This window comes from Mycobacteroides chelonae, assembly GCF_016767715.1.
GTDB lineage: Bacteria > Actinomycetota > Actinomycetes > Mycobacteriales > Mycobacteriaceae > Mycobacterium > Mycobacterium gwanakae.
Map to the genome: position 1 here is coordinate 3,315,617 of NZ_CP050145.1, position 19,550 is coordinate 3,335,166.

A 19,550-nucleotide genomic window follows, 5' to 3' on the forward strand; every position below is an offset into this window, starting at 1 on the left:
AGAGTGCGCAGCGGATGTTTCCGAGAGAGCGCGTGTGTGTTTCGCGTCTGTTACCGGTTTCGGCGGGCAGCAACGAAGCGACCCGGGATAGGCGGCGCCCTTACCCCAACAGAGCGTCGACGAAGGCCGGGGGCTCGAATGGGGCCAGATCGTCGGGGCCCTCCCCCAGGCCAACTAGCTTCACCGGCACGCCAAGTTCACGCTGCACGTGAAAAACAATGCCGCCCTTGGCTGTTCCGTCAAGTTTGGTGAGCGCCACCCCGGTGATGTCTACCACGTCAGCGAACACCCGGGCCTGCGCTAAACCGTTCTGCCCAATCGTGGAGTCGAGAACCAGCAGCACCTCATCGACCTCGGCGCGCCGTTCCACGACACGTTTGATCTTGCCCAGCTCGTCCATGAGTCCGGTCTTTGTGTGCAGTCGCCCGGCGGTGTCGATCACCACCACATCGGCACCTTCGCGGATCCCGGCGTCGACGGCGTCGAAGGCGACCGAGGCGGGGTCGGCACCCTCGGCACCCCGCACCACCTGAGCACCCACGCGCTGCCCCCATGCCTGCAACTGGTCGGCCGCTGCGGCACGGAAGGTGTCCGCGGCCCCGAGCACCACCCGGCGTCCGTCGGCGACCAGCACCCGGGCCAGCTTGCCGACCGTGGTGGTCTTGCCCGTGCCATTCACCCCGACGATGAGCAGCACCGAGGGTTTGTCGTTGTGCGGCAGCGCCTTGATCGACCGGTCGAGGTCGGGCTGCAGCTCATCGATGAGTACCTCGCGCAGCAGAGCCCGCGCCTGTGCCTCGGTGCGCACGCTGCGGGCGGCCATCTCGCTGCGCAGCCTGTCCACGATCGACGTGGTGACCGCGGTGCCGAGGTCGGCGATGAGCAGGGTGTCCTCGACCTCCTCCCACGATTCCTCGTCGAGGTCACCCGCACCCAGCAGGCCCAGCAGGCCCCGGCCCACGGCATTCTGCGAACTGGCCAGCCGTCCCCGCAATCGGTCGAGGCGTCCTGCCACCGGCGCGATCTCATCGAGCACCGCCGCGTGTTGCGGCTCTGGTTCGGCGACTGCCTCGGGCTCTGGTTCGGGCGCCGGTTCGGGTTCGGCGACCGCCTCGGGCTCTGGTTTGGGTGTCGCGGCGGGTTCAGGCTGCGGTTTCGGTTCAGCTGCGGGTTCAGGCAGCTGGACATTGGAGATGGTGCGCCGCGGCGCGTCCCGCGGAACTTCGGCGTCATCGCCCACACTGGGCACGGGAGTTGCCTGCGCTCCGCCCTCACTGAAGGTGATGGTGGACCCGGCGCTGTATCCGCCGGAACGGTCGGCCGGTGTGGCGCCCTCGGTGATCCCCGTGTTTGTGTCGGAACGTGTCAGGCTGATACGACGGGAGCGGTAACGCACCAGTCCGAAAACCAATGCAGCAAAAACCACGACGGCGACGATCGCGATGGCGATCCACACTTCAAAAGGCACCAGGGCATTGTTACAGGAACGCAAGAAGCGCCACATTGACGCCTGCCTGAGCGATCCAGTGCAGTACGTCACCCGAACCACGGGACTGGAACGACTCGACCTGCCTTATATGGCGTTGCCCAATTCCAGCCTCGCCGGGGTTGACCTGTCCACCGAGTTTCTGGGCAAGCGATTGGCCGCTCCTGTTCTCATCGGAGCGATGACCGGCGGCGCGAAACTTTCGGCCACCATCAATCGCAATCTCGCGGCCGCCGCCCAAGAGCTGGGCATCGGCATGATGCTGGGTTCGCAACGGGTGATGCTGGTCGACCCTGACAGCGCGGCGACGTTCGCGGTGCGCGAGGTAGCACCCGACATCCTGCTGATCGGCAACATCGGGCTGGCGCAGCTCGGCAACACCGCGGCCGCCGCGCAGCTCAACGACCTGGTGCAGCGAGTGGGGGCGGATGCGCTGGCGGTGCACACCAATCCGCTGCAGGAGGCGGTACAGCCCGACGGCGACACCGATTTCACCGGTCAGGTGTATCGGCTCGCCGAGCTGACCCACGCGGTCGAATTTCCGGTGCTCCTCAAGGAGGTCGGCCATGGCATCAGTGGCGCCGCAGCGCGCCGCCTCAGCGGATGCCGTCTTGCGGCCATTGATGTCGCCGGCGCGGGCGGCACGTCCTGGGCCCGGGTGGAGCAGTTCGTCAGGTTCGGCGCCATCACCTCTCCCGAGCTCGCCGAATGGGGTATCCCGACAGCCGATGCGCTCGCCGAGGTGCATGCCGAGCTGCCGCACCTGCCTCTCGTCGGCTCGGGCGGCATACGCACCGGGATGGACGCTGCCAAGGCGATCGCACTGGGCGCCAGCGTCGTGTCGGTCGCGCTCCCTCTCTTGGCACCGGCGGTGCAGTCGCCGCAGGCAGTGATCGCCTGGCTCGAACAATTCCTCGACGAGCTGCGCATCGCCATGCACTGTGCCGATGTCAATACGATCGCCCAGCTGCGGCGAGTTTCACTGCGTCCGCGCTCAAGCCCCCGCTAAACAGGCCAGACCCGTCATACACTGCGGGAGTCACACCGTGTTGGCTGTGTTTTGGGTCCCAGGAGGTTCTTGGCATGAATATCCAATTCGGGGGACGTAATAAATTTCGGGCCGTGGCGCGGACCCTTGCGGTCACCGTCGCAGTGTTGTTGATATCGGCCGGCATCGTCCGGGCGCCTGTGGCGCGAGCCGATTCCCTGCTCGATTTCACCGGAACCACCGTCTCGGGCGCGCCCTTCAACGGTGCCAGCCTCAAGGGCAAGCCGGTCGTGCTGTGGTTCTGGGCCGCCTATTGCCCGTTCTGCAACGGCGAGGGACCGCATGTGAGTGCGGTATCGGCGGCTAATCCCCGCGTCACCTTCGTCGGCATCTCCGGCCGCGGTTCGGTGGGAGAAATGGAGGGATTCATTTCGCGCTACAACCTTCACTTCACCAACCTCAACGACGCCGACGGTTCGTTGTGGCGGCAGTTCGGTGTGCCCTGGCAGCCGGCCTACCTGTTCATCAACTCCAACGGCACCTCGGACTTTGTGAACAACCCGACATCGTCGATGTCCGAACAGGAGCTCAGCGACCGGGTGAAGGCACTGACCTGACCTCGCTTGCCTTTGCAGCCGGGCTGATCGCCGCGCTCAACCCGTGCGGATTCGCCTTATTGCCGGTCTATCTCGCCCTTGTGGTGCGCGGACCCGGTGCCGAAATCGGCAAGTCGCGGGCTTTGGCTCGCGCGGTCATCGCCACCGTGGTGATGGCAGCCGGGTTCGTCGCGGTCTTCACCGTTTTCGGGTTGTTGACGGTGTCGGTGGCGTCCGTGGTGCAGCGGTATCTGCCGTTTGTGACGGTGGTCTTCGGAATCGGTCTGGTGATCCTCGGTCTGTGGCTGTTGTCCGGCCGCGACATCATCGCGCTCATGCCCAAGGTGCTGGATGCCAATGCCCCCACCACCCGGCTGGGCTCCATGTTCGGCTACGGCGTGGGATACGCGGTGGCCTCGTTGTCCTGCACCATCGGCCCCTTCCTGGCAGTCACCAGTACCACCTTTGAAAGCGGCTCGCTGTTCGACGGTGTCATGGTCTATCTGGCGTACGCCTCCGGTATCACCCTGGTGGTAGGCACGCTGGCCGTGTCCACCGCATTGGCAAGCACGGTCCTGCTGAACGCCATGCGGCGCGCATTGCCCTATCTGAATCGGATCAGCGGCGCCATCCTTCTGGTGGTCGGCGCCTACGTGGGCTATTACGGCAGCTACGAGGTCAGGCTGTTCCACGCCAACGGCAACCCCGACGACCCGATCATCAACGCGGCCGGGAAGATTCAGCGCACAATCTCAGGCTGGGTGTATCTGCACGGCGCCTGGCCGTGGTTGTTCATCCTCGGGTTGGTGGCGGTCGGCGCGGCCATTTGGTGGCGTAATACCGCGAAGGAATAGCTCATCGGGCGTAGCATCATATGCATGACTAGCAATGAGACCGTCGCGCCCGAGACCTCTGCGAGCTGCGACAACCCGAACTGCACCTGCACCAACTGTCAGTGTGGGGCCAATTGCTCCTGCGGCTCCGATAAGTAGCTTCTGGGAATACTCACGGCGCACACGCGCGTTCGCCGTGAGGTGACCACACCAGAGTTCGCACCGTACGGCTTCTTCACCCTCTACTCGGCGGTGGACGCAGATCTCTTGCGCGCTGTCGAGGATCTGGGATTCGACACAGCGTGGCTGGGTGGTTCGCCTCCCGCCGATTTACCGTGGGTCGATCCGTTGCTGTCCGCGACCGAGCGGATCCGGATCGTGACGGCGATCGTGAACATCTGGTCCGCGCCCGCTCGCGAGGCCGGCGCATCGTGGCAGCGCATCGAGGCCGCCCATCCCGGACGGTTCATTCTGGGCATTGGCGCCGGCCACCCGGAAATCGACAGCGGCGTCGCCTACAAGCCGTACACCGGACTCGTCGACTACCTCAATGTTCTCGACGAAGTCGGTGTGCCCCAGGAGGGCCGGGCACTCGCCGCGCTGGCCGAGAAGTCGCTCAAACTTGCCGTAGACCGCTCCGCGCTGGCCCACCCATATCTCACAACCCCCGCGCATACCCGTTGGGCACGTGAACTTCTGGGACCCGACGCGATCATCGTGCCGGAGCAGAAAGTGGTACTCACCACCGATGCCGACGAGGCCCGCGCGCTCGGCCGCCAGGCCCTGGACGTGTACCTCGGCCTGACCAACTACCTGACCATGCTGGAGCGTTTCGCGGGCAGCAAGGAGGATCTGGTCAAGCCCGGTAGCGACAAACTGGTCGATGCCCTCGTCGCCTACGGCACTCCGGAACAGATCGCGGGCCGGCTGCAGGAGCACCGGGATGCCGGTGCCACCCAGGTGGCCATCCAGGTATTGGGTGATCCCGCCAAACGCGCTGAGGCGCTAGGTGTTTTGGCTCGCGAGCTGGGTCTCTAGGCCGCGCATACGCTGCGAGACCACCTGCGTGATGCCGTCATCGCGCATGCTGACGCCGTAGAGCGCGTCCGCGACCTCCATCGTCGGCTTCTGGTGCGTGATCACGATGAGCTGCGACTTCTCCCGCAGTTGCTCGAACAGTCCGATCAGGCGCTGCAGGTTGACGTCGTCGAGCGCGGCTTCGACCTCGTCCATCACATAGAAGGGTGAGGGCCGCGCGCGGAAGATCGCCACCAGCATGGCGACCGCGGTCAGTGACTTCTCGCCACCGGAGAGCAGTGACAGGCGCTTGACCTTCTTACCCGGGGGGCGCGCCTCCACTTCGATACCGGTGGTGAGCATGTCGTTGGGGTCGGTGAGTACCAACCGGCCTTCACCACCGGGGAACAACGACGAGAACACGCCCTTGAACTCGTGTTCCACATCGGCATACGCCTCGGTGAAGACCTGCAGAATGCGCGCGTCGACGTCGGCGACGACATCGAGCAGATCCTTGCGGGCCGCCTTGACATCCTCGAGCTGCGTGGACAGGAAGTTGTAGCGCTCCTCCAGAGCCGCGAACTCTTCCAGGGCAAGAGGATTCACCTTGCCGAGCTCGCGTAGGTCCTTCTCGGCGCGCTTGGCGCGGCGCTCCTGAGTGTCCCGGTCGAACGGCATGGGCTGCGGCGCGCTCACCTGCTCACCACGCTCGCGGGCCTGCTCGTATTCGTCTAGTTCCTGCTGCGAGGGCGGCAACTCGACATGCGGACCGTACTCGGCGATGAGGTCGTCGGCGGCCATACCGAACTGTTCGAGTACCTGCTCGGAGAGCTGCTCGATGCGCAGGGCCGCTTGGGCTTTGGCAACTTCATCGCGATGCAGCGCATCGGTCAGACGCGCCAGGCTTTGCGTGTGTTCGCGGACTTCCTCACGCACCGCACCCATCGCGGCGGTGTGTTGCGCGCGGGTCGCGCCGAGCAAGTCCCGACGCGCGGACGCCGCGGCGACCACGTGTTCAAGGCGAGCCGCAACCAACCGTCCCGACTCGGCCACCGCGGCCGCCACCGCGGCCGCCCGCATCCGGCTGGCCGCCGCTCGCTCAGCCCGCACACGCGCCTCGCGCTCGGCCGTCGCGGCACGGCGCAACGAATCAGATTTACCGCGAACGGAATTCACCCGTTCCTCGGAGGTACGTACCGCCAGGCGCGCCTCGATCTCAACCGAACGCGCCTCTTCCAGTTCGATGGCCATGTCGTCGCGGTCAATCGGCTCGTCATCGAACAGGTTGGGCGCCTCTTCGGCATTGCGCAGCCGCGACTCGACCTCAGCCAGCTCCTCCATCGTCTTGGCGCGGCCCAGTTCGAGCTGATCACGTTGCAGGGTGAGCTTTTTCACCTCGTCGGAGGCAACACGGACGTCTTGGCCGACCCGGCCCAGCTGCTCATACACCGCGGAGATGGCCGCATCGGATTCATTGAGAGCGGCCAGTGCCTGCTCGGCGGTGTCCTGACGGGCGGTCTGCTCTGCCAGCGCGCCGGCCAGCGCGGCGGAAATCTCGCCCACCTGAGTCTCGGTGGCCCGCAGTTCTTCCCCCGCAGCCTCGATGGCGGCCTGGACCTCCAGCGTGCTCTGCTTTTTGTCGGAGCCGCCGGCAACCCACCCGGCGCCCACCCGGTCGCCGTCGATGGTCACGGCCCGCAGCAATGGGTTGGCCAGCACCACTTCGATGGCGGCGCCCAGCTCATCGACGACCACCACCGAGGCCAGCATCGCCGACACCGCCGTGGCCAACCGTTCGGGCGCCTCCACCAGATCGGCCGCCCAGTGCGCCCCGGGCGGCAGAGCGATCGCCGGACGTGTGTGCGTGTGTGCGGGCCAGTCGCCGAACACAATCGCTGCTCGACCGCCGTCGGAAGCCTTCAGTGCGGCCACCGCCGCCTGCGCCGCGGCGGGATTCTCGGCAGCCACCGCGTCCGCGGCCGGGCCCATCGCGGTCGCTATGGCGCCCTGATAACCGGGCCGCACCTTGACCAGCTGCGCGATAGATCCGAAAATTCCTGCACCACTGCGATTCTCAGCGAGCCAGGCCGAGCCGTCCTTGCGTTCCAGGCCAATGGCCAGCGCGTCGATACGAGCCTTGAGCGAGGCGATCTGCCGTTCGGCCTGCCTTTCGGCCGACTGCAGCTCTGCCACGCGTTCATTGGCGATCGACAACGCCGAGACCGAGCGCTCGTGGTGCTCGTCCAGTCCGACCTCGCCCTGGTCCAGCTCGGCCACCCGCGCCTTGACCGTGTCGAACTCGGTCTGTGCGACCTCGCCGCGCACCGTCGCCTCCCCGATCGCATCGGTGAGTCGCTGCGCCTGACCGTCAATCGATTCCAGTCGCGTGCGCATCGTGTCGACCTGACCGGTAAGCCGGGCCAGGCCCTCACGGCGGTCCGCCTCGGCGGCGACAGCGGCCAGGTGCTGGCGCTGCGCCTGGGCGACGGCAGCCTCCTTGGCCGACAACTCGGCCTTCGCCATGGTCAGCTGCTCGGTGACCGTTTCCAGCTGCGCGATCAGCAGTCGTTCCTGCTCGGCCACGCGCTCCGCCTGCGCCTCCAGCTCTTCGGGATCCGGTCCGGTCGGCGCGGCCACCACTTCATCGAGGTGGCTGGCCCGCTCGCCGGCGATCCGGACCGTGGCGCTGACCCGTTCGGCGAGCGCCGAGAGCCGGAACCAGGTCTGCTGGGCCAACTCGGCCTGCGGCATGAGCTCGCTCAGTGCCGTCTCGTGCTCGGTCAGCAGGGCGGTGGCCACGTCGAGCTTCTCGCTGATCTCCGCGTGTTGCTTGCGCAGCGCCGTCTCGGCATCGTTGGTTCCGTCGAAGTCCGCCCGGCGAGTCACCAGGTCATCGGCGGCCAGACGCAGTCGTGCATCGCGCAGATCGGCCTGCACTGTGGCGGCGCGGCGCGCAACTTCCGCTTGGCGGCCAAGAGGTTTGAGTTGACGACGTAACTCGGTGGTGAGGTCGGTGAGCCGGGCCAAGTTGGCGGCCATCGACTCAAGCTTGCGAACCGCTTTTTCCTTGCGCTTACGGTGCTTGAGCACACCGGCCGCTTCCTCGATGAAGGCGCGACGATCCTCCGGCCGCGATTCCAGGATCTGCGACAGGCGCCCCTGCCCGACGATGACGTGCATTTCCCGGCCGATACCCGAGTCAGACAGCAGCTCCTGGACGTCCATCAGCCGGCAGCTCTGGCCGTTGATTTCGTACTCACCGGCGCCGTCCCGGAACATCCGACGGGTGATCGACACCTCGGAGTATTCGATCGGCAGCGCATGGTCGGAGTTGTCGATCGTCAGGGTCACTTCGGCACGCCCCAACGGAGCGCGGGTCGACGTCCCCGCGAAAATGACGTCTTCCATCTTGCCGCCGCGCAGGGCCTTGGCGCCCTGTTCGCCCATCACCCAGGACAGGGCATCCACAACATTGGACTTACCCGAACCATTGGGGCCGACGACGCAGGTGATACCCGGCTCCAGACGCAGAGTCGTCGGCGAAGCAAAGGACTTGAAGCCCTTCAGCGTCAGACTCTTGAGGTGCACAGCGGGCCAGAATACCGGTCTTGGCGCTAACGCTCGCTAAACCCGGAAACAGGCTCGCCGGGCTGCTGCCAGCTATCCACCACAAGATCTACGCGACCTGGCGTTTCACCGCTGTTCAACTTGGCAAGCAGCTGTTCACACTCGACCTTGTCCCCTTGCGCGACGACGTATACCCGGCCGTCGCGTGCGTTCGCGGCATATCCGGTCAGGCCGAGTTCAAGGGCGCGGGATCGCACCCACCAGCGGAACCCGACTCCCTGGACATGTCCGTGCACCCAGGCGTCAAGGCGGACCTCAGGACTCAATACTGAAGTTCACCTCGGCTCCGGCTTTCAGGGTGCGCCCCACCGTGCAGACCTGGTCGACGGCACGTTCCACGACGGTCAGGACCCGCGCGCGTTCCTCGGGTGTGAGCGCGCTGAGATCGATGACCATCTTCTCGTCGAGCACCGGGTAGCGCTCCTGCTCCCGATCGGCCGGGCCGCTGACGTCGATGCGCACCTGGTAGTCCTCGCCCAGGCGGCGGGCCAGGGGCTGGTCGCTGGACATCCCGCTACAGGCCGCAAGCGCGATCTTGAGCAGCTCACCGGGGGTGAACACCCCGTCGACAGTCTCTGATCCGATCAGCACTTCGGCACCCCGGGAGCTATGTCCCGTGTAGCGCCGATTGCCCGTACGCTCTACCCATAATGACGTCACGCCCGCAATGCTATGTAATCGCCGCCATCACGGCCGCGATGGCTTTCTGCGCCTCATTTTTCTCGGCGCCAACTGCCGCGGCGGAGCCCATAGTGGCGCTAGAGTCACTCTTGCTGCGTCCGTACAGCGAGGTACGGGCGCAGTTGTTGTCTGGTTCGTGGGCGCCTCGCATCGAGGAGCTGGTGTACATCCCGCCCGGCGATCCCAAGATCGTGCCGACGTCCGCCATGCGGCAGACCTTCACGGTGGTCGATACCTGCTTCACCAAACGGATCACTCCGATGGGTATCTACCTTCTGCTGGCCTCACCGGAAACCGTTGAGAAGGTCGGCGCCGACAATTTCCGGGCCACCTACGGTCAGTTGGTGCCCAAGTACCGCCCAGGTTGCGATCCCGACGTCCAACAGATCGACCTGGGCCGCCCGCCCTTCTGACCTATCACTCCTGGAAGCGGTACCCCATCCCCGCCTCGGTGAGCAGGTGTTTCGGATGAGCCGGATCGATCTCCAGTTTGCGTCGTAGCTGCGCCAGATACACACGTAGATAGTGAGTTTCGGAGCTGTACGCCGGGCCCCAGACCTCGTGGAGCAGCTCCTTCTGCCCGACGAGTTTTCCGCGGTTACGCACCAGCACCGCCAGCATCGACCATTCGGTAGGCGTCAGATGCACTTCCCTGCCATCACGAATCACCTTGTGCGACGAAAGATCCACGTCGAATGTTTCAGTGCGGACCACCGGTTCGGCGCTGTCCGGTGTGCCGCGGCGCACCGCCGCCCGCAGCCGGGCCAGGAATTCGTCCATGCCAAAAGGTTTGGTCACATAGTCGTCGGCACCCGCATCGAGTGCCTCCACCTTGTCCGCCGAATCGGTGCGCGCCGATAGCACGATCACCGGAACTTCGGTCCAGCCGCGCAGCCCGGCGAGTACCTCGGTGCCGTCCATATCCGGCAACCCGAGATCCAGAATGACCACCTCGGGCTGGGTCTCGGCAGCCGCACGCAGAGCACCCGCCCCGGACGAGGCCGTCACCACCTCATAACCGCGCGCCGACAGGTTGATCCGCAAGGCGCGCAGGATCTGTGGCTCGTCGTCAACCACCAGCACCCGAGTCATCGCAGCACCCCGACACTCGGTAGATCGACGATCATGGTCAAACCGCCGCCTGCCGTGTCGGTCGCGTTCACCGTGCCCTCCATTGCTTCCACAAAACCCTTGACTACCGAGAGACCCAGCCCCACACCCACTGTGTTGTCACGATCGCCGAGCCGCTGGAAGGCTTCGAAGGCCGCACCGCGTTTGGATGCCTCCAGCCCCTTTCCGTGGTCGGCGACAATCACCAGTGTGCGGTCTTCCACTTCCTCGGAACTAACCGTCACTTCCGACTGCGAGTATCGCAGCGCATTGTCGACAAGGTTGGCCAACACGCGTTCGAGAAGACCCGGATCGGCCCGGACCACCGCACCATTCAGGTCCAGCCGCACCCGCTTGCGATCATTCTCGGTGGCGCCGAGTAGCGCGCGATGGGCGATTTCCTCGACATACACCGGCACGGCACTGGGCTTGACTACCCCCGCAGCCAGCCGCGACGAGTCCAGTAGATTACCTACCAGTGCGGTGAGTTGGTCGGTCGACTCCTCCACGGTGGCAAGTAGTTCGGCGGTGTCCTCTGGCGAGAACTCGATGTCCGGACTGCGCAGGCTCGACACAGCGGCCTTCACGGCGGCGAGCGGGGTCCGCAAATCATGGCTCACCGCAGATAACAGGGCCCGCCGCAGCCGGTCTGCCTCGGCAAGGGCAGAGGCCTGCGACGCTTCCTCGGCCAGCCGTGCCGAACGAACCAAACCGACCGCCGTTCCGGCGACCACCTGCAGCACCCGTGCGTCGGCGGAGGGCACCGGTGGCCCATTGAGCGCCAATGCGTACGCACCATCGTCAACCCGGAACACCGAGTCGGCCTCGGACTCCCGCGTGGGCGCGTGCTCTCCCACGCTAGCCACGGCCGGTCCCTCCGCACACAGCAGACTCACCGCAGTCTGGTTATAAGTCGTACGCACCCGCTCCAGAAGGGCCGAGAGATCCGAATTCACCAGGACACCACCGGCGAAGAGTGCCAACAACTCCGCTTCACGGGAGGCTCGCCGAGCCTGCCGTGCCCGGGTGGCCGCGGCGTCGACCAATGCCGCGACCGCGACGGCGGTGACCATGAGCACCAGGATGGTCAGTGCGTTGTCGGTCTCGCCGATGGTGAAGCTGTACCGCGGTGAGACAAAGAAGAAGTTGAGCAACAGCCCGGAGATGATGGCCGACACCAGCGCGGTCGACACGCCACCGAGCAGGGAAACCCCCAGCACCGCAATGAGAAACAGCGCGCTCTTACTGGCCACACCCAAGTACTCGTCGAGGAAGTACATGCCCAACGCCGCTGCCGGCGGCACCAGGATGGCCGCCAGCCAGTTGATGACGAGCCGCTTGCGACCCTGCGACGGCACCGCCAGGTTGCGGAACCGGGCAGGTGTCCCGTCACCGTGCGTCACCATGTGTACGTCAATGGGGCCGGATTCTCGGATGACGGCGGTACCTACCCCTTCGTCGAAGATCCGAGCCCATCGGGAGCGCCGAGACGTGCCCAGCACCAGCTGGGTGGCGTTGACTCCGCGCGCAAATTCCAACAGCGTCTGCGGTACGTCGTCTCCGGTGACGGTCTGCACCGACGCCCCAATATCGTTGGCCAGTCGGCGTACCCGCGCCATGACCGCGGTGGATGCCCCGACCAGTCCGTCGCCCCGCACCACGTGGACTACCAGGAGTTCGGCGCTCGACTTGGCGGCGATACGGCTTGCCCGGCGTACCAGGGTCTCCGATTCAGGCCCCCCCGTGACCGCGACGACTACACGCTCACGTGCCTCCCAGGTTTTGGTGATCCTGTTATCCGAACGGTATTTGGCAAGCGCGGCGTCCACCTGGTCGGCGAGCCACAGCAGCGCCAGCTCGCGCAGCGCCGTCAGATTGCCTGTCCGGAAGTAGTTACTCAGCGCTGACCCCACTTTTTCCGGCGCATAAACATTGCCGTGAACCATCCTGCGCCGCAGTGCCTCCGGCGTGATGTCCACGAGCTCAACCTGCTCGGCACGTCGCACGACCGCATCGGGGACGGTCTCGCGCTGCACGATTCCGGTGATCTGTTCGACAACGTCGTTCAGGCTTTCCAGGTGCTGCACATTGATGGTGGTCAGCACATCGATCCCGGCGTCCAGGATCTCGTCGATATCCTGCCAACGCTTGGGATTCCGGCTGCCGGGCACGTTGGTGTGCGCCATCTCGTCGATGAGCACCAGCGCCGGATCCCGGGCGATCACCGCATCGACATCCAGTTCGTACATGACGGTTCCGCGGTACACCATCTCCTTGGGCGGGATGATCTCCAGCCCGTCAAGCATCTCAGCGGTCTTGGTACGACCGTGCGTCTCGACGGTCGCCGCGACGACATCAGTGCCACGCCCAGCGCGCCGGTGCGCCTCGTTGAGCATGGCGTAGGTCTTCCCTACTCCGGGCGCGGCCCCCAGATAGATCCGCAGTGTCCCGCGCGGCAAAGTTTCTCCTTCATCAGCATGCAGGGCCAGTGAGGCCCAACGCCACGTTCAACGTCGGAACGTTGACGCGCGGCTGTCCCAGAATGCCCCATTGGCGCGGCGAGGTGTGAGCATCCACGAGCTCTTTTACCCGAGCCTGGCTTAGTCCTGTCGCCGCCGCGACCCGCGGTACTTGCAGCGCCGCGTACTCCGGACTGATATCAGGGTCCAAGCTGGAGCCCGATCCGGTCACCGCATCGGCGGGAATCCCCGTGGGATTAACGCTCTCGCGCTGCGCGATGGTGGCGCGACGCGTTTCGATGTCAGCCTTCAGCTTCTCGCTGTTGGGCCCCTGGTTGGAGGGAAGCCCGGCGGCGGGGTCACCACTGGCCCTCGTATGGAAGTAAGGGTCCGTACTGGAAGCCTGCGGGTCCACACCGATGATGGACGATCCGACCACGCAGCCGTTCCTATCCTTGAGCGGAGAGCCCTCGGCGGAGTTCGAGTCGATGCGTCCGAACACCCACACCGCAGCCGGATATGCAATGCCCAGCACCACGGTCAGGGCCAATAGCACTATCAGGCCTGCCACACACTGACGCAGCCATGCGATTGAGATCTTCGTCATTACCAACTCACCCAATTCCCGGTATGAAACGCACAACCAGATCGATCAGCCAGATCCCCACGAACGGAACGATCACGCCGCCGAGCCCGTAGATCAACAGATTTCGCCTCAACAACTCCCCCGCGCCCACCGGCCGGTAACGAACGCCCTTGAGCGCCAACGGCACCAGCGCGATGATCACCAGGGCGTTGAAGATGACGGCAGAGAGGATCGCCGACTGCGGAGTAGCCAGTCGCATGATGTTGAGCTCACCCAGCTGCGGGTAGATGCCGCTGAACAGCGCGGGCAGGATCGCGAAGTACTTCGCGAGGTCATTGGCCAGCGAGAAAGTGGTCAGTGCGCCCCGGGTGATCAGCAGCTGCTTGCCGATGGCCACCACGTCGATGAGCTTGGTGGGATCGGAGTCCAGGTCCACCATGTTCCCGGCCTCCTTGGCGGCCGAAGTCCCGGTGTTCATGGCGACACCCACGTCCGCCTGCGCCAGCGCCGGGGCGTCGTTGGTGCCGTCACCGGTCATCGCGACAAGCCGACCGGCCTTCTGCTCCCTGCGCAGCAGCTCCAGCTTGTCCTCCGGGGTGGCCTCCGCGACGTAGTCGTCCACACCGGCCTCGGAGGCGATCTGCTTGGCGGTCAACGGGTTATCACCGGTCACCATGACGGTGCGTATCCCCATGGCTCGCATCTGGGCGAAGCGTTCAGCCATACCCGGTTTGACGACGTCAGAGAGCCGAATCACGCCCAGCAGCCGCGTCTCGGCGCCGTCGTGGTCGGCCACCACCAACGGGGTGCCGCCCTCGCTGGCCACCTGATCTGCGACCTTGCGGACCGCGACCACTGCGGGGTCATCCTCCTGAACACCAGAAAGGCTTGCCACCCAGGTGAACACCGCATCAGCGGCGCCCTTGCGGATCTGCTTGCCGTCGGCGGTATCCAAACCGCTCATCCGGGTGGCCGCGGTGAAGGCCACAAACTCGCCTTCACGCGAGCCCTCATCGCTTCTTTCCCCGGTCGATTCGCTCCCGCCAGTGGCCAGTTCCACAATGCTGCGACCCTCGGGGGTCTCATCGGCAAGGCTCGAGGCCCGCGCAGCCTGGGCGAGGGTTTCGTGCGTGATACCCGGCGCCACAATGAATTCGGTGGCCTGCCGATTACCGAAGGTAATAGTGCCGGTCTTGTCCATCAGCAGGACGTCGATGTCACCGGCCGCCTCCACCGCGCGCCCCGACTTGGCGAGCACGTTGTGCTGCACCAGACGATCCATGCCCGCGATACCGATGGCCGACATCAGAGCACCGATGGTGGTGGGGATCAGGCACACGAGCAATGCGATGAGCTTGATCGGATCCTGTTGCTCACCACCATAATTGCCCATAGGACCGAGCGCGACGACGGCCAACAGGAAGATGATGGTGAGCGAGGCCAACAGGATGTTGAGCGCGATCTCGTTAGGAGTCTTCTGCCTCGCGGCACCCTCCACCAGTGCGATCATCCGGTCAACGAAGGACTCGCCAGGCGCTGCGGTGATCTGTACGACGATTCGGTCCGACAACACGGTGGTGCCGCCGGTCACGGCGCACCGGTCACCACCGGATTCTCTGACCACAGGCGCTGATTCACCGGTGATGGCCGACTCGTCGACCGTCGCGATGCCCTCCACTACGTCACCGTCGCCCGGGATCACCTGTCCGGCTTCGACGACCACGCGATCACCTGGCCGCAACGCACTCCCTGCGACCTCTTCCTCGGTCTCGTTCCCGTGACCGTCCCCCACCAGCTTGCGGGCGACGGTGTCACGCTTGACCTCTCGCAGGCTCGCCGCCTGCGCCTTGCCACGCCCTTCGGCGACAGCTTCGGCCAGGTTCGCGAAGACCACCGTGAACCACAGCCAGGCGGTGATGGACCACGCGAATATCGACGGATGCAATACCGCAAGCACCGTGGTGGCCACCGATCCCACAGTGACCACAAACATCACCGGGTTTCGGGCCATATGCCGCGGATCTAGCTTGCGCACCGCAAGCGGTAGCGCCTTGACCAACTGGGTGGGGTCAAAGACTCCGGTACTTACTACGGTCTTGCTCACAGGACAGCCTCGGCGATCGGTCCCAGCGCCAGGGCCGGGAAGAAGGTGAGTGCGGCCACCAAGAGCACGGTGCCGGTATGCAATCCGGCGAACATGGGGCCGTGGGTATGCAGAGTTCCGGCCGACACCGGTGTCTTCTGCTGAGCGGCAAGCGATCCGGCCAGCGCCAGCGTGAAGATGATGGGCAGGAAGCGGCCCAACAACATCGCCACGCCAAGGGATGCCTCGAACCAGTGGCTGGTCACCGTGAGCCCACCAAAGGCGCTGCCGTTGTTGTTGGCGGCCGAGGCGTAGGCATACAACACCTCGGAGAACCCGTGGATGGACTGCGCGGTCCCCGGATCTCCACTGTTGCCTTGATATCCGGGAGTTGTCGACAGGGCCACCGAGATTCCGGTGCCGATGAGTACGAGGGCGGGCATCACGAGCACGGACAGCGCGGCCATGGTGATCTCGCGTCGCCCGATCTTCTTGCCCAGGAATTCCGGTGTGCGGCCCACCAGCAGCCCACCGACGAACACCGCGATGATGGCCAGCACCAGAATCCCGTACAGGCCCGTGCCGACACCGCCCGGCGCGATCTCGCCGAACAGCATGTTTAGTATCAGTGCTCCACCGCCTGCGGCGGTGAAGCTGTCATGTGCGGAATCAACAGCACCCGTGGATGTTCCGGTAGTACTCACCGCAAACAGTGTCGTAGCGGGAATGCCGAATCTGACTTCCTTGCCTTCCATCATGGCACCGGCCGCCTGCGCGGCGATGCCGCGCGGAGTCGATTCAGCCCACGTGACAAAGGCCAACATGCCACCCCACAGAACAGTCATGACCGACAGCACGGTCAAGCCCTGACGCTTGTCGCCCACCATGGTCGAGTAGGTGCGTGTCAGTGCCACCGGGATGAGCAGGATCGCAAGGATCTCGACGATGTTGGATAGGGGCGTCGGGTTCTCGAAGGGGTGCGCCGAGTTCGCGGCCAAGATGCCACCGCCATTGGTGCCGACTTCCTTGATGGCCTCCTGCGAGGCGACCGGAGCCAGCGCAATGTGTTGTGCCGCACCGTCCAGTCCCGTCGCAACGAAGTGGGTGTATAGCGACTGAATGGCTCCCTGTGACAACAGAATCAGTGCGACCACAAATGATATGGGTAGGAGAATCCTCAAACTTCCCCGCACCAGATCAACCCAGAAATTGCCGAGTTCACCCCCGGCAGTCGACCGTGCGATACCCCGGATGAGCGCAACGGCCACCGCGATACCCACTGCGGCCGACACGAAGTTCTGTACCGCCAATCCGACCATCTGTGTCAGATTGGTCATGGTGGTCTCGGGTGTGTACGACTGCCAGTTGGTGTTCGTCACAAAGGACACCGCGGTGTTGAAGGCCACCGCGGGGCTTACCGCACCAAGATCACCCGACAGTGGCAGCACGCCCTGTATCCGCTGAAGCACGTACAGGAACAGCACACTGACGAACGAGAAACCCAGCAGCGAGAGCGTGTATCCCACCCATGTCTGCTCGGTCTCCGGATTCACCCGCCCGACCCGGTAAATGGCACGCTCGACGACCGAGTGCTTAATCGTCGGCAAGCTGCTTGCGCGCAGAGAATGTGGGCCCGTGAAAACGCGCGCCATGTAGTCCCCCAAGGGGACGTACGCGATAGCGAGCACCAGAATGACGAAGCCGATCTGAAGACCGGCCGCCAGAGCGGAATTCACCGTTAGAACCTTTCCGGGTCGAGCAGTGCGACCACCAGATACACGACGAGCGCGGCCGACACGATAATCAGCACAATGTTGGTGATGACGTCGACGGTCATCGCGCCTGCAATCCGCGTACGACGGCGACGCACAAGGCGAAGCCCACGACGATCAGGACCAGGTACCAGAAATCAACCACGCAGGAATCATGATCCCGGCCAGGGGCACTACCTGCGTTCTTTACGCGTCCCTGACGGGTGCATCGGGCCTCTTGACGCGCTATTAACGGGGTTCAACCAGCCGTTGACAGCCCGGGCAGAAGTACGACGACCGGTTCATGAAAGCCTCCCGGCGCATGGCGCGTCCGCAGCGGCGGCATGGCTCACCCTCGCGTCCGTACGCCTCCAGAGAGCGGTCGAAGTAGCCGGATTCTCCGTTCACATTCACATACAGATCGTCGAATGAGGTGCCGCCCTGTGCGAGCGCGAGATGCATGACACGGGCCGCACTGTCGAGCACCTCGGTGAGCTTGGCACGGCTCATGCTGTCGGTGAGTCGACGTCCGTGCACCTTCGCCTGCCAGAGGGCCTCGTCGGCGTAGATGTTGCCGACACCGGACACTACGGTCTGATCGAGCAGCGCCCGCTTGATCTCGGTGTGCTTACCGCGCAGCCGCGTCACCACGGCCGACGCGTCGAATCGTTCATCGAGCGGATCTCGCGCGATATGGGCGACCGGCTCCGGGAGCTCGCTGCCATCGACGGTGACGACATCGGTCACCATCCAGCCGCCAAAGGTGCGCTGATCGACGAAGCTCAACACCGATCCGTCATCGAGTGTCGCGGCAATACGCAAATGCTGCGGCCGGGAAATGGGTCCGATGAGCATCTGGCCGCTCATCCCGAGATGAACCACCAGCGCCTGTCCCTCGCCCAGCGTCAACCACAGATACTTGCCCCGGCGACCGGTTCCGCTGATCTGTTGTCCGGCAAGCAGTCCCGCCAGCTCGACGGCGCCTCCGGGCTGCCTGCGCACGGCCCGGTCATGGTGCACAGACGCCGATGCGATGGTCTTTCCGACGAGGTGATGGTGCAGCCCACGGCGGACCACCTCCACCTCGGGAAGCTCAGGCACTTGACCCGTTGATGCCGTTCCAGGCCTCCGAGGCCGCCCGCTGTTCGGCTTCCTTCTTGGACCGGCCGACGCCCACGCCGTGCGCGGCGTCGTTGACCATCACGGTGGCGGTGAATTCCTTGTCATGATCGGGTCCGGTCGAGGTGACCGTATACGACGGTGCGCCCCAACCCTTTTCGGCGGTCAGTTCCTGCAGGCTGGTCTTCCAGTCCAGACCCGCGCCGAGCTTGGGCGCGGTCTCCAGGAGCTGGCCGAACAATCGCAGCACGACCGCGCGCGCGACCTCGAGCCCATGCTCCACGTAGACCGCACCCAAAATCGACTCCATGCCGTCGGCAAGAATGCTGGACTTGTTGCGGCCGCCTGTGTTCTCCTCACCCTTGCCGAGAAACAGGTGCGCGCCCAAACCGTCGCCGGTCAGGCCGCGTGCCACTCCGGCGAGGGCCTGGGTATTGACGATGCTGGCACGCAGTTTCGCCAAATCGCCCTCCGAGCGGTCGGGATGACTGTGATACAGCGTCTCGGTGATCGTCAGGCCAAGCACGGCATCCCCGAGAAACTCGAGCCGCTCGTTCGTGGGCAGGCCACCGTTCTCGTACGCATAGCTGCGGTGTGTGAGCGCCAGCGTCAGCAGATCGTCACCGACCCTCACCCCAATCGCCGCGCGCAGATCGTCGTACCGATTCTCTGAGGCAGGGCTCACTGGTCGTCACCGAAATTGGCGAGTTTGGCCCACCGCGGATCGATCTTGTCGTGGTGGTGACCGGCTTCGGCGGTCGCCATCACGATGCCGCAGTCGGGGCAGAGGCCCGGGCAATCTGGCCGGCACAGCGGCGCCAATTCCAGGTCGGGCACGATGGCATCGACGATGGTCTGTTCAAGGTCAACGAGGCCGTCCACAACCCGGTGTATCTCGTCTTCCTCGGTGGTCGCCTCGGTCTCGCTATCCGGGTACGCGAAGAGCTCGGTGAGATACGCATCCGCATGGCCCGTGATCGGCTCCAGGCAGCGTGAGCATTCCCCCGCGAGGTCTCCGGCGATGGTTCCGGTGACGAGAACGCCCTCCGAAACCGCTTCGACACGTAGATCCATATCCACGTCCGCGCCCTCGGGGATCGCGATCAGGTCGTTGCCGATGCGCACCGGGCTGGCGACGGTGCGCTCGATCTCCTGCATCGACCCAGGACGCCGCCCGAGGGCCAGGACATCAAGAACGAAAGGTCCCGGCATGA

General features: G+C 64.9%; 18 protein-coding genes. 5 read left to right on the forward strand and 13 right to left on the reverse strand.

What is annotated here, in order from left to right:
• Positions 1-100: 100 nt before the first annotated feature.
• On the reverse strand, positions 101-1,504 hold the full coding sequence (gene ftsY / locus HBA99_RS16365) for a signal recognition particle-docking protein FtsY (RefSeq protein ID WP_078322841.1): 1,404 nt from the start codon (positions 1,502-1,504) through the stop codon (positions 101-103).
• Positions 1,505-1,526: 22 nt separating this feature from the next.
• Here ftsY and fni point away from each other — a divergent pair, with 22 nt between their 5' ends.
• From fni to HBA99_RS16385, 4 genes are all read left to right on the forward strand, one after another.
• Entirely contained in the window at positions 1,527-2,495 is a 969-nt protein-coding gene (fni, locus tag HBA99_RS16370; RefSeq protein WP_030094050.1) for a type 2 isopentenyl-diphosphate Delta-isomerase, read from the forward strand.
• A 74-nt stretch (positions 2,496-2,569) separates the two neighbouring features.
• Positions 2,570-3,091, forward strand: coding sequence for a protein disulfide oxidoreductase (locus HBA99_RS16375; RefSeq protein WP_030094051.1), 522 nt, complete (start codon positions 2,570-2,572; stop codon positions 3,089-3,091).
• Positions 3,040-3,924, forward strand: a complete 885-nt coding sequence (locus HBA99_RS16380) for a cytochrome c biogenesis CcdA family protein (RefSeq protein ID WP_193601902.1) — start codon at positions 3,040-3,042, stop codon at positions 3,922-3,924. Before HBA99_RS16375 ends, HBA99_RS16380 begins: the two co-directional genes overlap by 52 nt.
• Positions 3,925-4,104: 180 nt before the next feature.
• Positions 4,105-4,941 carry a TIGR03620 family F420-dependent LLM class oxidoreductase gene (locus HBA99_RS16385; protein WP_070952856.1) on the forward strand — a complete coding sequence of 279 codons (837 nt, stop codon included), beginning with the start codon at positions 4,105-4,107 and terminating at the stop codon, positions 4,939-4,941.
• On the opposite strand, the gene smc is transcribed toward HBA99_RS16385, so the two are convergent.
• Genes smc through HBA99_RS16400 form a run of 3 tightly spaced genes read right to left on the reverse strand, consistent with a single transcriptional unit; the run spans position 4,909 to position 9,207 of the window.
• Complete coding sequence (smc, locus tag HBA99_RS16390) at positions 4,909-8,508, reverse strand: chromosome segregation protein SMC (RefSeq protein ID WP_057967646.1); 3,600 nt, start codon at positions 8,506-8,508, stop codon at positions 4,909-4,911. The genes HBA99_RS16385 and smc overlap by 33 nt on opposite strands.
• 26 nt (positions 8,509-8,534) lie before the next feature.
• Positions 8,535-8,813: an acylphosphatase gene (locus tag HBA99_RS16395; RefSeq protein ID WP_070952855.1), complete on the reverse strand. Its 279-nt coding sequence runs from the start codon at positions 8,811-8,813 to the stop codon at positions 8,535-8,537.
• On the reverse strand, positions 8,803-9,207 hold the full coding sequence (locus tag HBA99_RS16400; protein WP_044103998.1) for an OsmC family protein: 405 nt from the start codon (positions 9,205-9,207) through the stop codon (positions 8,803-8,805). The genes HBA99_RS16395 and HBA99_RS16400 overlap by 11 nt, the downstream gene beginning before the upstream one ends.
• Here HBA99_RS16400 and HBA99_RS16405 point away from each other — a divergent pair.
• Complete coding sequence (locus tag HBA99_RS16405; protein ID WP_030094057.1) at positions 9,198-9,641, forward strand: hypothetical protein; 444 nt, start codon at positions 9,198-9,200, stop codon at positions 9,639-9,641. The two genes, HBA99_RS16400 and HBA99_RS16405, sit on opposite strands and share 10 nt — an antisense overlap.
• A gap of 4 nt (positions 9,642-9,645) precedes the next feature.
• On the opposite strand, the gene HBA99_RS16410 is transcribed toward HBA99_RS16405, so the two are convergent.
• From HBA99_RS16410 to HBA99_RS16450, 9 genes are all read right to left on the reverse strand, one after another.
• The gene (locus HBA99_RS16410) at positions 9,646-10,320 is read right to left on the reverse strand and encodes a response regulator (RefSeq protein ID WP_030094058.1); all 675 of its coding nucleotides are present in this window, start codon (positions 10,318-10,320) and stop codon (positions 9,646-9,648) included.
• On the reverse strand, positions 10,317-12,797 hold the full coding sequence (locus tag HBA99_RS16415; RefSeq protein WP_078322835.1) for a sensor histidine kinase: 2,481 nt from the start codon (positions 12,795-12,797) through the stop codon (positions 10,317-10,319). The genes HBA99_RS16410 and HBA99_RS16415 overlap by 4 nt, the downstream gene beginning before the upstream one ends.
• 13 nt (positions 12,798-12,810) lie before the next feature.
• On the reverse strand, positions 12,811-13,404 hold the full coding sequence (locus tag HBA99_RS16420; RefSeq protein WP_070952237.1) for a potassium-transporting ATPase subunit C: 594 nt from the start codon (positions 13,402-13,404) through the stop codon (positions 12,811-12,813).
• Between the two features lie 7 nt (positions 13,405-13,411).
• Complete coding sequence (gene kdpB, locus HBA99_RS16425) at positions 13,412-15,487, reverse strand: potassium-transporting ATPase subunit KdpB (protein ID WP_078322833.1); 2,076 nt, start codon at positions 15,485-15,487, stop codon at positions 13,412-13,414.
• Positions 15,484-17,202, reverse strand: a complete 1,719-nt coding sequence (gene kdpA, locus HBA99_RS16430; protein WP_070923544.1) for a potassium-transporting ATPase subunit KdpA — start codon at positions 17,200-17,202, stop codon at positions 15,484-15,486. The genes kdpB and kdpA overlap by 4 nt, the downstream gene beginning before the upstream one ends.
• Positions 17,203-17,204: 2 nt before the next feature.
• The gene (gene kdpF / locus HBA99_RS16435) at positions 17,205-17,303 is read right to left on the reverse strand and encodes a K(+)-transporting ATPase subunit F (protein WP_070923545.1); all 99 of its coding nucleotides are present in this window, start codon (positions 17,301-17,303) and stop codon (positions 17,205-17,207) included.
• A 163-nt stretch (positions 17,304-17,466) separates the two neighbouring features.
• Positions 17,467-18,318: a bifunctional DNA-formamidopyrimidine glycosylase/DNA-(apurinic or apyrimidinic site) lyase gene (gene mutM, locus HBA99_RS16440; protein WP_070923546.1), complete on the reverse strand. Its 852-nt coding sequence runs from the start codon at positions 18,316-18,318 to the stop codon at positions 17,467-17,469.
• The gene (gene rnc, locus HBA99_RS16445) at positions 18,311-19,021 is read right to left on the reverse strand and encodes a ribonuclease III (protein WP_070923547.1); all 711 of its coding nucleotides are present in this window, start codon (positions 19,019-19,021) and stop codon (positions 18,311-18,313) included. The genes mutM and rnc overlap by 8 nt, the downstream gene beginning before the upstream one ends.
• Entirely contained in the window at positions 19,018-19,548 is a 531-nt protein-coding gene (locus HBA99_RS16450; protein WP_109494289.1) for a YceD family protein, read from the reverse strand. The genes rnc and HBA99_RS16450 overlap by 4 nt, the downstream gene beginning before the upstream one ends.
• Between the last annotated feature and the right edge of the window lie 2 nt (positions 19,549-19,550).